The sequence below is a fragment of the Gluconobacter vitians genome (assembly GCF_015244565.1).
Classification (GTDB): domain Bacteria; phylum Pseudomonadota; class Alphaproteobacteria; order Acetobacterales; family Acetobacteraceae; genus Gluconobacter; species Gluconobacter vitians.
This window is the reverse complement of record NZ_JABCQG010000005.1, coordinates 187,959-200,562: the sequence shown is the minus strand read 5'-3', so window position 1 is coordinate 200,562 and position 12,604 is coordinate 187,959. Positions and strand designations below refer to the sequence as shown.

General features: G+C 57.8%; 9 protein-coding genes. 3 read left to right on the top strand and 6 right to left on the bottom strand.

From position 1 onward, the window contains the following. Window positions 1-258 precede the first annotated feature (258 nt). Both HKD24_RS06085 and HKD24_RS06080 read right to left on the bottom strand, forming a co-directional pair. A complete protein-coding gene (locus HKD24_RS06085) occupies window positions 259-1,173 on the bottom strand; it encodes a glycosyltransferase family 2 protein (RefSeq protein WP_194259458.1) in 915 nt (304 codons plus the stop codon). A gap of 30 nt (window positions 1,174-1,203) precedes the next feature. Continuing rightward, window positions 1,204-2,043: a glycosyltransferase family 92 protein gene (locus HKD24_RS06080; RefSeq protein ID WP_194259457.1), complete on the bottom strand. Its 840-nt coding sequence runs from the start codon at window positions 2,041-2,043 to the stop codon at window positions 1,204-1,206. A gap of 153 nt (window positions 2,044-2,196) precedes the next feature. Here HKD24_RS06080 and HKD24_RS06075 point away from each other — a divergent pair, with 153 nt between their 5' ends. Then, on the top strand, window positions 2,197-4,137 hold the full coding sequence (locus tag HKD24_RS06075) for a M61 family metallopeptidase (protein ID WP_194259456.1): 1,941 nt from the start codon (window positions 2,197-2,199) through the stop codon (window positions 4,135-4,137). Window positions 4,138-4,300: 163 nt separating this feature from the next. Here the strand turns inward: HKD24_RS06075 and HKD24_RS06070 are convergent, their stop codons facing one another. The 4 genes from HKD24_RS06070 to HKD24_RS06055 all read right to left on the bottom strand — a co-directional run bounded on the left by HKD24_RS06070 (window position 4,301) and on the right by HKD24_RS06055 (window position 11,179). Beyond that, a complete protein-coding gene (locus tag HKD24_RS06070; RefSeq protein ID WP_194259455.1) occupies window positions 4,301-5,821 on the bottom strand; it encodes an efflux transporter outer membrane subunit in 1,521 nt (506 codons plus the stop codon). Continuing rightward, window positions 5,818-8,928, bottom strand: a complete 3,111-nt coding sequence (locus tag HKD24_RS06065) for an efflux RND transporter permease subunit (protein WP_194259476.1) — start codon at window positions 8,926-8,928, stop codon at window positions 5,818-5,820. Before HKD24_RS06065 ends, HKD24_RS06070 begins: the two co-directional genes overlap by 4 nt. Before the next feature lie 18 nt (window positions 8,929-8,946). Beyond that, window positions 8,947-10,083: an efflux RND transporter periplasmic adaptor subunit gene (locus HKD24_RS06060; protein ID WP_194259454.1), complete on the bottom strand. Its 1,137-nt coding sequence runs from the start codon at window positions 10,081-10,083 to the stop codon at window positions 8,947-8,949. A 277-nt stretch (window positions 10,084-10,360) separates the two neighbouring features. Then, window positions 10,361-11,179 carry an OmpW/AlkL family protein gene (locus tag HKD24_RS06055; RefSeq protein WP_194259453.1) on the bottom strand — a complete coding sequence of 273 codons (819 nt, stop codon included), beginning with the start codon at window positions 11,177-11,179 and terminating at the stop codon, window positions 10,361-10,363. Between the two features lie 271 nt (window positions 11,180-11,450). Between HKD24_RS06055 and HKD24_RS06050 the strand changes: the two genes are divergently transcribed. Beyond that, complete coding sequence (locus HKD24_RS06050) at window positions 11,451-12,047, top strand: Crp/Fnr family transcriptional regulator (protein ID WP_194259475.1); 597 nt, start codon at window positions 11,451-11,453, stop codon at window positions 12,045-12,047. A gap of 74 nt (window positions 12,048-12,121) precedes the next feature. After that, entirely contained in the window at window positions 12,122-12,556 is a 435-nt protein-coding gene (locus HKD24_RS06045) for a hypothetical protein (protein ID WP_194259452.1), read from the top strand. Window positions 12,557-12,604 lie beyond the last annotated feature (48 nt).

The following is a 12,604-nucleotide window of genomic DNA, read 5'->3' as shown; positions in this document are numbered from 1 at the left end:
CTCGTGGGCGAACCGCTTCAATCAGAGGCTCCCAGATCGCCCATGTCTCGTCCGTAAAAGTGCCTGTTCCGTCTCCTTCTTCCATCCCTATAATATGGGAAGTGTTTCAAGTGCTATCAGGCCCTAGTCAAATAAAAACGAAAAATTATCAGAAAATTTTGGAATTAAATGCGCGCTTTCTTTCCGGAAGGATAAGAATGCGCGCATAATCAAAAAAAATAATTGTTTATTCTGTTATATCTATTAATTGATAATTAATTATAATTCTCTTCCTTCCTTAATTCCATTCTCAACATAATGCGCAAAAGCATCCCATCCACTATTATAAACGTCAGGGTGCTTTTCAAAGTAATTATTTATATCGAAAGTCTTACCACTAAATGGCGGATTATTCATCTCTGAAAATCCCTTTCCAAATTCAGCAAGAAATTCTTTCATCTCGTCTTCATTAGACCATGGAGAGCGATAAATTGGTTCTTTCTGAAGTTCATTCAGGAGTTTTGCATTTGCTTCAAGGTCTTCCGTAGAGGAAAAGCTAACTGCATCAAGAATTTTTACACCACTATCAAGGAGATAGAAGCGATTATGCATTTCATCTCCGACCCGGCACCGAAGTCCACCGAAACCTGCGCGGAGAAAACGAATGGAAAAATCACTGTGTTCATGACCATAACGACCAAACCGGGTATCCATATAACCTACACATGCCAAGGCATCCGTCGTTTGTGCGAGAATCATTCCACCTACTGAAGGACCCACCCCAAGGTCCAGTGCTGTCATGGGACGTACCGGTGAATAGCGTTCATAGCTGGCAGGGACATAATTTATGTGCCCAACACGGGACGCGGCCAAAATCCATTCCTGTTCCCACCCAGCAACCTCAGGCCAAACATCGTCATCAAGAAGTATGACACTTTTTGCTCTGCAGATATTCTGGAAATAGAAAAGGCCTCTATTTTTATTCCAAGCAATTCCTTTATTTTTTCCCCCTAAAACTTTCACTCCCATTTTCTGTAGCTCTTCTACAGTACCATCTGAAGAACCGTCATCACAAACTACAACCTCATAATCTCCTGTCGTCAGAGCTCTTATCCTCTTCAATAAATTACAGACCATTTCTTTTCTTGAATAGGTTGTAATTGCTATTCCAAGGTCACAGTATTTTTTACTCATTTGAATTTCCTCTTTATGGAACAATCTGTCCTAGAATAAATTTTCTAGTTCAGAAATTTTTCTACTGATATATGTAGAGTATTTTTTCATTGATTCATCAAGTATCTCATTTCTATCAAAATGCTTAAACTGTTCAATTTTCCTGAGTGCCTCTTCATCAAAATATCCTCGTTCCAGCTTTCTTTTCCAGTGAGCAAATGACCTTGTGAAATAATGATTAACTCGGGCTGTGGACCAGTCTGCATCCCCAGAGACTACTCCTGGAAGCAGAGTTCCCGTTTCAGGAAGAACAAGCCATTCGATTTTGCGGTTGGCCGTGTCCCGATATCCATCAGACCACATATTCTCTAATTCAAAGGCATGAGGGTTCAAGCAGCGGCGAACGCGTTCCGGTCGGACAATTGACTTAACATGTTTGTTATCACCAAAATTTTGCGGCGCCCGACGAAGAAAATTTTCAGTTACAAGACCTGGCGGGTAATCTTCATGCCCTGATGAACCATAAATTGCCCAATTAACCCCGATTGCTGATGCCGCTTCAAAGTCGGCAAGCCACACCTTTAGAGGAGTACCATCGTTAATTGAAAAAAATTCATCAGAATCAAAAAAAGCTATCCAGTCAAAATCATTCCTATACCTTTGGATTGCCTCTTCATAAGCGGCATTTTGACAGTGATGCCTGTCGTGAGGAAAGTAATTATATATTATATTTATTTTTTCTGAAGCTTTTTTAATTATACCGGCGGTTTTATCAGACGATTTATTATCAAATATAATCTGACAATCAAATCCGATTAAATTATAATATGATATCCACTCTAGTATATCTTTTTCTTCATCTCGAACTATGAGGCAAACTGCCACTTTCATTTCGGAAACCTTTCAAAAGCCATTTTTGAGCAATACTCAATCTTGTTATCGAGTATGGATCAGGTTTCTCCTTTGTAAAGGAACATCTTGCCTTACTCAGATAGATCAGGCCAGTAGGGCTTGAAGTCATTTGATCTACAGGCGGAATATCCCATGTCCTCTCTGCGCCTTCTGGCCGCCCTGACGGCTTTCAGCGGTCTGGTCTCTCCTGCGCTTGCCCAGACCCAGCCCATGCCGCTGCCCATGCCGGCTCCCGTCCCGGAACCGCAGGACCACCCTTTCCCAGGCAGCCTGACGGTTTCGGTCGATGCGACCGATACGGTCCATCACGTTATGTCCATCCATGAGACGGTTCCGGTGCCGAAAGAGGCGCAGCAGAAGGGCGAGATGGTCCTTCTGTATCCAATGTGGATCCCCGGCGACCATTCCCCGACGGGCGTCATCGAACAGTTCGCCAGCCTGCGCGTGCAGAGCGGTGGCCGTACACTGAACTGGAAGCGCGATACGGTTAACGTCGCCGCCTTCCACATCCCGGTCTCCAGCAGCACGCCGAGCCTGGATCTGCATTTCCAGCTTATGACCCCGATTGCGCCGGGTATGGGCCGGATCGTCATGACGCCATCCATCGTCAACGTGCAGTGGGACCAGGTCTCGCTTTACCCGGCCGGATACTTCACCCGCGACATTCCGGTGCAGCCCTCCGTGCGCGTGCCGCATGGCTGGCAGATCGGCTCGGCTCTTCGTGCCGCCACCTATGGCGACGAGACGCATTTCAACGCCACGACCTTCAATACGCTCGTGGATTCACCGATCTATGCCGGGCGCTATTTCCGCAAGTTCGACCTGACCGGCCCGGACCATGTTCCGGTTTCGCTGGATGTCGTGGCGGATGAGCCGGACTCGCTGGATGCCACGCCACAGCAGGTTGCCGCTCACCAGAATCTCGTGCGTCAGGCCACGTCGCTATTCGGCTCGCATCATTATGACCATTACGACTTCCTGCTGGCCCTGACGGAAGAACTGGGTGGCATTGGCCTTGAGCATCACCAGTCCAGCGAGAACAGCGCGGCTCCGGGCTATTTCACGGAATGGGACAAGACATTCCCCACCCGCGACCTGCTGGCCCATGAATACACCCATTCCTGGAACGGCAAGTATCGCCGTCCGGCCGATATGTGGGCGCCGAACTTCAACACGCCACAGCGTGGCTCCCTACTCTGGGTGTATGAAGGGCAGACGCAGTACTGGGGCAATGTTCTTGCTGCACGTTCGGGTCTCGTGACCAAGGATCAGGGCTTCGAAGCCCTGGCCTATATGGCGGCGTCCTATGACAACCAGACGGGCCGTCAGTGGCGCCCGCTGGAAGACACGACGAACGATCCGGTCATTGCCCAGCGCGCGCCGCTCTCATGGCGCGACTGGCAGCGTTCGGAAGACTATTACGTCGAAGGCCAGCTCGTCTGGCTGGATGCCGATGCGCTGATCCGCAAGCTGTCGGACGGTCACAAGTCTCTGGATGATTTTGCCAAGGCGTTCTTCGGCACGAACAGCGGCAGCTTTGTCGTCAGCCCCTATCAGTTCGACGATGTGGTCGCGACGCTCAACAGCGTGCAGCCCTATGACTGGGCGAAGTTCCTGCATGACCGTCTGGACACGATCCAGCCGCACGCGCCGCTCGATGGCCTGACCAATGGCGGATACAAGCTGGTCTACACGTCCAAGCCGACCTCCTTCATCAAAGCCAGCGAAGCCGCCCGCCATGCCACGGACCTGTCCTTCTCCCTCGGCCTGACTGTAACTGGCGCCGGACATGTGGGACGTGAACACTGGATGAGCCCCGCCTTCAAGGCAGGCGTGGTTCCGGGCATGACGATCCTGGCCGTCAACGACATGAGCTTCACGCCGCAGCGTCTGCTCCATGCCGTCACGGACGCGCAGAAGGATCCGAAGCAGGACATCCGCCTGATCGTGAAGTCCGGCGACCATGTCAGCACGGTCTCCATCCCTTATCATGACGGTCTGCGTTACCCGCATCTGGAGCGCATCGAAGGCACACCGGATCGCCTGAGCGCGATTTACGCACCGCGTCCGTAAGAAGCGTATCGGGCTGATCTGATTTTGCGAAGGGTCAGGTCAGCCTGTCAGGGGCTCTGCCCCAGACCCCGCAAAGGGACTCAGTCCCTTTGATCCCGATTCCAATGAAACGGTTTCCAAAGGCCCCCGGCCTTTGGCGGGTTTCAGGGCAGAGCCCTGAGCCTCACCAAGGCAGCAGTGACTTCCCGAGCGACTTCTGTGCCGCCGGGGTCATGCCCATGTCATTACGGTTCCACCAGCCGCCACCCAGAGCCTGAAACAGCCCCACACTGTCGGAGAACCGCGCGCCTTCGGCCTGCACATAGGCCAGACGCGCCTGCGCATCGGTCTGCTGCGCCTGAAGCATGACCAGTTCACTGACATCGCCAAGACGAAGCTGCCCCTGAGCAATCTTCAGGCTCTGCGACGTGGCTTTCAGCGTGGCCTCGCTGGCCGTCATCGCATCCGCATCAAAGGTCACGGCATGCAGACTGTCTGCCACGTCCTGAATCGCGGACAGAACGGTGGCCTTATAGGTCTCGTTGGCCTGAAGCAGGTTGTCGCGCGCCTGACGCTCGGCATGCAGGAGCGAACCACCCTGGAAAATCGGCTGCATGACGGTTGCGGCAATCGTCCAGTTGCCATAGCCGGGCTTGAAGAAGTCACTCATCACCCCGACCGCCTGCGCCGGTGTGGCACTGAGCTGCACGTTCGGCAGACGGTTGGCGATGGCCACGCCGATCTGCGCGCTGGCAGACTGGATCTGCGCCTGCGCGGCGCGGATGTCAGGCCGCTGGTTCAGCAGGTCCGAGGGCAGCGAGACGGGAAGCGTTTTCGGCAGGGTGAACTGCTCAAGCCGGAACTCGGGCAGTGGCGTGTTGGGGGTCACGCCGACCAGGACAGCCATCTGGTCCCGGGTCTGGGCCAGTTGCAGCTCAAGACCGGGCAAGGTGCCTTCCAGCTGGGCAACGGATGCCATCTGCTGGGTCATGTCCTGCCGCGATGCATTGCCGATCCCCTGCTCGGCCGTCACCGTCTTCAGGACACCCCGCTGGCTGCGGATGAGCTCATGGGTGGCGTCGATTTCGGCGCGGATCGTGGCTTCCTCAATCGTCGCATTCACGAGATCGGAAATCATCGTCAGCGCGGTGGCCTCAAGCTGGAACTTCTGCAGATCGGCCTGCGCACCGGCTGCCTCGATCGCCCTGCGCGTGCCGCCCCACAGATCCGGCACATAGCCGATGTTCAGCTGCGCGGTATGGACGTTGTACAGCCAGACATTGGCGTTCGGGATCGGCGAGTAGACGCGCGACGTCTTGTTGCGTGTCGGATTGAACGAGGCAGACAGCGTCGGATACAGCCCTGCGCCCTCGATCCGGCGCTGCTCCCAGGCGGATTTCAGCCCCTGCTGCATGGCGCGCAGGGACTGGTTGTTCGCCAATGCCTGATCGACGAGCGCATTCAGGTTCGGATTGCCGAACACTGTCCACCACTGGCCCGGAATATCCACGCCGGACTGGAACTGCTGAGGCACGGAAGCCCCGGTCGTGCCATGCCCGGAGGTCGGTTTCAGCGGCGTGCCCTGATAGGCCATGTTTTTCGGCATATCCGGACGATGGAAATCCGGGCCGACCGCACAGGCCGAAAGCGCGGTCAGGCCCAGCAGGAGCGCAGCCCGGCGGAAGGGAACATCACGCAGCATCATGATCCTGCTCCCTCGGTGGAAGCTTTCGGGTGCTTCTTCGCATCCCGGCGTTCAACCCACATTTCAAGCTCGCTGAAATAGACCGGCAGCGCGAACAGCGTCAGCAGCGTGGCAATGCCCAGACCGCCCACTACGACCGTTGCCAGACCGCGCTGCACGTCCGTGCCCACGCCCGTGGCGAGCGCTGCGGGGAACATGCCTGCTGTTGCGACCATGGCCGTCATCAGGACCGGGCGGAAGCGTTCGGCCGCACCGGCGATGGTCGCATCGCGCACGCCCAGACCTTCGACACGATGACGGTTGATGCTGGCGATCATGATAATGCCGTTCTGCACCGCCACGCCGAACAGCGCGATAAAGCCCACGGCGGTCGCGATGTTCAGCGTCTCACCCCGGACATGCAGCGCGATCAGGCCACCCAGCGTCGCCAGTGGCACGACGCTGAGGATCAGCAGGGCCTGACGGATCTTGCGGAACTCGGCGAACAGCAGCACCAGCATGACGGCGAACATCACACCCAGCGCAATCATCAGGCGCTTCTGGGCCCGCTCTTCCTGCTGGAAAGAGCCGGCCCATTCGAGCGTGTATTTTTCCTTGTCGTAATGCAGCTGCTGGTCAATGCGGCCCTGAGCATCCGCCAGATACTGCGATAGCGGCCGCTTGCCGTTATCCACGCGGATGGTGATCTGGCGATGGCTCATCTCATGGGCAATGTTGCTCTCGCCCATATGCAGTCCGACATGCGCGACCTGCGACAGCGGGATATAGGCCCCTTCCGCATCCAGAAGCGGAATCTGCGACAGGGCCTGCATGTCCTGCAGATCCTTGCGGCGGATATGCAGCGTCGCGTTGTAAAAGCGGTCATCCACATAGACGGTCGTGATGGGTGCATCGCCGATGGCGTTCGACACCACGTCGGAGATATCCGAGATGTTGATGCCGTAACGGGCCGCGGCCAGACGGTCGGCCACCACGTCAATCTGCGGGATGCGGGGCTCCTGGAAGATCGACGCCTCGGCCGTTCCCGGAACCTGATGAAGAATATCCACGATCTGCTGGCCGATGCGGCGCAGTTCCTGGAAATCGTTGCCATAGACGCGCAGGACGAGCGGGCTGTGCGCACCGCCGACCAGATCGCTCATATTATCCTGGATCGGCTGGCTGATGCCAAAGTCGATGCCCGGAATCCGGGAAAGACGCTCGCGCAGACGTTCGACGAACTGCGCTTTCGTCTCGCCGGATGGCCACTGGTCATAGGGTTTAAGCCCGACCGGCATTTCGATATGCGACGGTGTCCACGGATCGGTGCCGTCATCCGAGCGGCCAAGCTGCGTGATGGCGTAGGATGTCTCGGGGAATTCACGGACGGCATGCCGCAGTTCGTTGGCGATGGACTCGCCTTTTTCCAGCGAAATCCCTGTCGGCATCTGCACCTGAAGCCAGAGTGACCCCTCGTCCAGATCAGGAAGGAACTCACGGCCAATCGTCGCCCCAAGGATCACGACCGCGACCATGGCCGCAGCACCGGCACCATAGGCGATCAGCGGACGGTCAATGAAATGGCCGAGCCAGTGCGTGTAACGCGCATGCAGCCATTCCAGCGGCCGGTTGTGCCAGATGTGCCTGGGCTTGTGCAGGGCCAGATAGGTCAGGGACGGAATGAGCGTCAGGGCGCAGAGCAGCGCGCCCAGCAGTGCGAAGCTGACAGTATAGGCCATCGGGCGGAACAGCTTGCCCTCACTGCCCTCGAAGGCGAAGAGCGGGCTGTAGGCCACGATGATGACGAGCGTGGACGAGAAGATCGCCCGTCCCGCGCGCTGGGCGACGGGCAGGACTTCGGACGGAACGAGCGCCTCGGTCGGGCGCTCCTCGCGGATGCGGAGGATCGTCTCGGTGATGACGATCGCACCATCCACGATCACGCCGAAATCGATGGCGCCGAGCGAGAAGAGGTTCGCCGACATGCCAAAGCTGTGCATCAGCACAAACACGACCGACAGCGCGAGCGGGATTGTCACGGCGGTGACGACGGCACTGCGGGGGCTGCCGAGGAACAGGGTCAGGATCACGCCGACGAGGAGAATGCCCTCGATCATCGTTTCCGTGACCTTGTGGGTCGTGGACAGAACCAGATGGTCACGGTCCATATACGGCACGATGCGGACATGGCTCGGGGCGAGCTGCTGCTGGAGCTTGGCTACCGTGCTGTGAAGGCCGTCGAGCACGAGCGAGGGGTTTTCCCCGCTCAGCATCGTCACCACGCCTTCGATGGTATCCGGATTCTTGTCCTTGCCCAGAATGCCCTGACGGACCTGATGCCCGAACTGGACCTGCCCCAGATCCCTGACGAAAACCGGCACGCCGCCGTGGCTGGCGACGACGATATTGCCCATGTCGTCCAGCGTATGGATCATGCCGATCCCGCGGATGATGTAGGACTGCTCGCCCCGGCTGACGCGGCCGCCACCGGCATTGACGTTGCTGTTGCGGATGGCTGTCAGCACGTCCTCAAGGCCAACGTGGTAGCGCATCAGGGAGGCCGGATCGAGAACGAGCTGGTATTCGCGTGTCAGGCCACCGAAATTGTTCACATTGACGACGCCGGGCACGTGCTGGATCGCGGGAATGACGGTCCAGTGCTGGAGATCGGACAGCTCCATCAGGTTCTTGTCGTCGGATTCCAGCGTGTAGCGATAGATCTCGCCGCTTGGGCCGGAAATCGGCCCAAGCGATGGCATCGCGCCGTTATTCAGCGGGTTGTTGGCAAGTTGCGTTTCCACGAGCTGACGCGCTGCGTAGACATTCGTGCCTTCACGAAAGATCAGCGTGATCAGCGACAGGCCGAAGGTGCTGGTGGAGCGGCTGTCCGTCACGCCCGGAACGCTGGCCAGTGTCCGCTCGAGCGGGATCGTGACCTGCTGCTCCATTTCTTCTGACGCCAGCCCCTCCTGCTGGGTCGTGATCAATACACTGACCGAGCCCAGATCCGGATAGGCCTCGACCGGCAGGATCTTCCATGAAAGACCACCGAGAAGCGCCAGAATCAGGGCGGAAAAGAAAACGATGTTCCGGTGGTTGAAGCACCAGGAGATGAAACGTGCGATCATCACGTCAGGGCCGCCGGATCAGTCATCATTCAGGAGAATGGCACCACTGGTCACCACGCGTTCACCGGCGGAGAGTCCTTCAAGCACCCGGACGTCGTCACCTTCATCGTAGCTGATGATCACATCACGACGGCGGAAGGTATGCGGAGCCGTCTCCACGAAAACGGAGACGCGGTCATTGTTCATGAGCAGGGCGGTCTTGGGGACGATGACATCCGCGTCCTGCGGCACATCGAGCGTCGCGTTCAGGAACATGCCCGGACGCAGCGCCCCATCCGTGTTCGGGCAGGCAAGGTAGGCATTGACCCGTCGCGTGTCGGGATGCAGCCCGGGGTCAAAGCTGACGACCCGCCCCTCACAGCTCCGGCCCGGAAAGTCATCGAAACTGACCTTCAGTACATTGGCGCCGTTCAGGCGGGCCAGTTCGTCCTGCGGGATGGCTGCGGCAATCCAGACTTCCGACAGGTCCAGAACGGTCATTTGAATGGCGGTGGAATCAGTAATATTCTCACCCACAGCCATGGTCGTCATGGACACGACACCATCCACCGGAGAGACGAGCGGAGCCTGTCCCTGCGCAGAATAGCCCGGACGCGCGCCCAGAACCTGAAGCCTGCGCTGCGTCCGCTCGGCTTCCGCCTGGGCCTGAGCCAGATCGTTGCGCGCGGATTCAAGGTCCTTGACGGCATTGCCGCCAATCGCCTGCACGCCCTGCGCACGGGCATAGGCACGACGGGCGAAATCGAGAGTGGCGCGGGCACGGGTGTCATCCGCCCAGGCCTGATCCAGATCGCCTGCGGCAATCGTGGCGAGGACCTGTCCGCGATGCACGCGCTCACCCAGATGGACATTCACGCCCGTGATCCGTCCGGTCGCGGGGGCAAGGATGTTCACCTGACGGTCCGGCTCGGTCATGACCTGCGCTGGCAGGACCAGTCCATGCGTCTGCGAGACGCTTGCAACCGTCTGGATGCTCAGTCGTTTTTCGAGAGGACTGTCCTGTCTCACGACCAGATTGCCGTTTGACTGGCTCACCATAGGTGGCGCAACCGCAATACCGGCGGAATGTGGCGTATGGAGCCGCATGATGACAACGACAAGAATGGCCAGGCATAGCAGGCCTATGGCCAGCGCGCCGACGCGTGAAACGCGCATTCTGATAGACAACCCCGTAATTCTGTCAGGACAGACGCCCCGTTTCGCCCGAAACGTCTGGAGAATGATATGTCGGCCATCACTCGGACGTTTTCATGGCAGACGGTCTTACCATGCTCATGGCAGGACGCCAGATGTCACATACGGAAACGAAGGGACTTTTGCACTTCCCGAATGATCGCATTGCAAAAGTTTTATGAGATTGCCACAAAAACGCAAAAAAGCGGCCCTTCCGGAGAAGAGCCGCTTTTTTGATGTCCGGGTCCTGATCTGAAGATCAGAAGCGGTATTCGATACCTGCGCCGACGACGGTCGGGTCGAGGGAATCATGCGCCGTGATCTTCGTGGTTTCGGCACTGTCCTGGGCCCAGGCATGGACACGCATGAACATCTGCTTCACGTCGAAGTTGAAGAACCAGTTGCCGACGACCTGATAGTCGAAACCGACATTGACGGACGGGCCACCGGTCACACCCACATTGAGCTTCTGCGTGAGCGGGCCACCGGCCGGAGACACGTTGTGGAACCATGCCAGCGTCGCGCCGACACCCACATACGGGTTGAAGCGCTTGTGCGGACGGAAATGCCAGGCGAACGTGACCGTCGGCGGCAGAACCCAGGCGCTGCCGACATCGACCTTGCCCAGACCCGGAACGCCTTCAGCGGCGATCTCGTGACGGGTGCTGGCGGCGATCAGGTCAACCGACAGGTTGTCCGTGAAGAAATATTCGAACGTCAGTTCCGGCATGACCTGACGCGTCGTCTTCACGCGGCCACCAAGATGGGCGCCGTTCAGGGACAGGCTGCTGTCACGGTCTTCCGGCAGGACGCCGAGAGCGGACAGACGGACGATGAAGTCGCCCTTGCCGAGTCCGATGCGCGTGTTGGCGCAGGTCTGGAACAGGCCGCAGCGACCCGAAGCCGGCGCATGGATGTTCACGGAAGGCACCGGAGCCGCCGTCATGGGAGCACTGACCATGACCTGAGGGGCAGCAGGAGCAGTTGCCGGGGCGGTCTGGGCAGGGACCGTCTGGGCAAACGCCGGAGTTGCAACAACACCGACTGCGGCAGCCAGCGCAAAAGCGTTAAATTTCATCTGGAAGTTCCATCAACATTCGTTGAGCCTCACAAAGCACTCCTCCCCACCCATCACCTTGACCTGAATCAAGTCTGGTAAATTCTGTGGTAGTGTGGCTGAAAGTCTTCAGGCCGAGGTCAGCGCAACGGAAACGGGGTTCATCATGTCAGCGTCACATAGTCCGGAGGATGTCCATGATCGATGCGCCCATTGCGTGGGCCGTCGTCTGAGTATCTGCAACAGCATTGATGACTGCGATCTGGCCGTTCTTGCCAACGAGTCTTCCCGCATGACAGTCGCTGACGGCCGGTCCTTTATAGAAGAGGGTGCGCCGGCCCATGATTTCTTTGTCGTGACGGGTGGAAGGGTCAAGCTCTTCACCCTGCTTCCGGATGGCCGGCGCCAGATTACCGGCTTTGCGGAAGGCGGAGACTTCCTTGGGCTTGCGGCGTCCACCAGCTACGCTTTTGGCGCCGAAGCCCTGGGCAGCGCCACGCTGTGCCGCTTTCCCCATGCCGGCATGCAGCGCCTGACCGAACGCTTCCCCAGCCTTGAACACCGTCTGCGCGAGGAGGCCTCCCGCGAGCTGGCCCTGATGCAGGCCCGCATGACGCTTCTGGGACGCAAAACCGCCCGTGAGCGGGTGGCCACTTTCCTGATCGAACGCTGCACCCATCTGGACCGGCCCGACCCCACCCGTCCGGTCGAACTCGACCTTCCGATGCCGCGCACCGACATTGCGGATTATCTCGGACTCACTATTGAAACAGTCAGCCGGATCCTCAGCGCGTTCAAAAAAGAGAAACTTATCAGTATCAGAAGCATTACCCATATCACGTTACTGATGCCCGAACGGATATCGACGATCGCCGAAGGCATGGAATAGCCCGCTGTTCGCAGGGGCCACATTCCCGCCATCAGGGCGTGCTCTGATTTACTGATCCGTTTACAGGAGATTTTATGAACTTCACCTTTTTTTCCCGCTCGATGCTTGCTGCCGGACTGATTGCCGGAGCGGTTTCCCTTGCACCGCAGGCTCACGCCGCTGACACCACGGCTGCAAGCAACTGCCAGCAGAACGGCCAGAACGATGTCATCGGACGTCTGGCCCAGCGGGAAGACTGCCTGAACAGCCGGGTCCAGAACTACCAGAAGCAGTCCCAGGAAGCGCAGGCCGCCCGTGAAAAGCGTCTGCAGGATCTGAAGGACAAGTATGCGAACGCTCCGGCCAACCAGAAGGCCCGTCTGCAGAACCAGATCAACAACGAGCAGTCCAGACTGACCAACATGCGTGACCAGCAGACCCAGCGTCTGCAGCAGCAGCGTGACCGCGTCAACAATCTCGGGAACAAGACCCGTGGTGACGTTAACAACTTCCTGAACGGCGGTCTCTGATCCGTCTTTTCCGGCCCCTTCTTAAGAAAGGGGCCGGAGTTTCGGGAG

Excerpts from the sequence above, each read along its gene's own strand:
- HKD24_RS06085 (WP_194259458.1), bottom strand. The coding sequence starts at position 1,173 with ATGAGTAAAAAATACTGTGACCTTGGAATAGCAATTACAACCTATTCA.
- HKD24_RS06080 (WP_194259457.1), bottom strand. The coding sequence starts at position 2,043 with ATGAAAGTGGCAGTTTGCCTCATAGTTCGAGATGAAGAAAAAGATATA.
- HKD24_RS06075 (WP_194259456.1), top strand. The coding sequence starts at position 2,197 with ATGTCCTCTCTGCGCCTTCTGGCCGCCCTGACGGCTTTCAGCGGTCTG.
- HKD24_RS06070 (WP_194259455.1), bottom strand. The coding sequence starts at position 5,821 with ATGATGCTGCGTGATGTTCCCTTCCGCCGGGCTGCGCTCCTGCTGGGC.
- HKD24_RS06065 (WP_194259476.1), bottom strand. The coding sequence starts at position 8,928 with ATGATCGCACGTTTCATCTCCTGGTGCTTCAACCACCGGAACATCGTT.
- HKD24_RS06060 (WP_194259454.1), bottom strand. The coding sequence starts at position 10,083 with ATGCGCGTTTCACGCGTCGGCGCGCTGGCCATAGGCCTGCTATGCCTG.
- HKD24_RS06055 (WP_194259453.1), bottom strand. The coding sequence starts at position 11,179 with ATGAAATTTAACGCTTTTGCGCTGGCTGCCGCAGTCGGTGTTGTTGCA.
- HKD24_RS06050 (WP_194259475.1), top strand. The coding sequence starts at position 11,451 with ATGACAGTCGCTGACGGCCGGTCCTTTATAGAAGAGGGTGCGCCGGCC.
- HKD24_RS06045 (WP_194259452.1), top strand. The coding sequence starts at position 12,122 with ATGAACTTCACCTTTTTTTCCCGCTCGATGCTTGCTGCCGGACTGATT.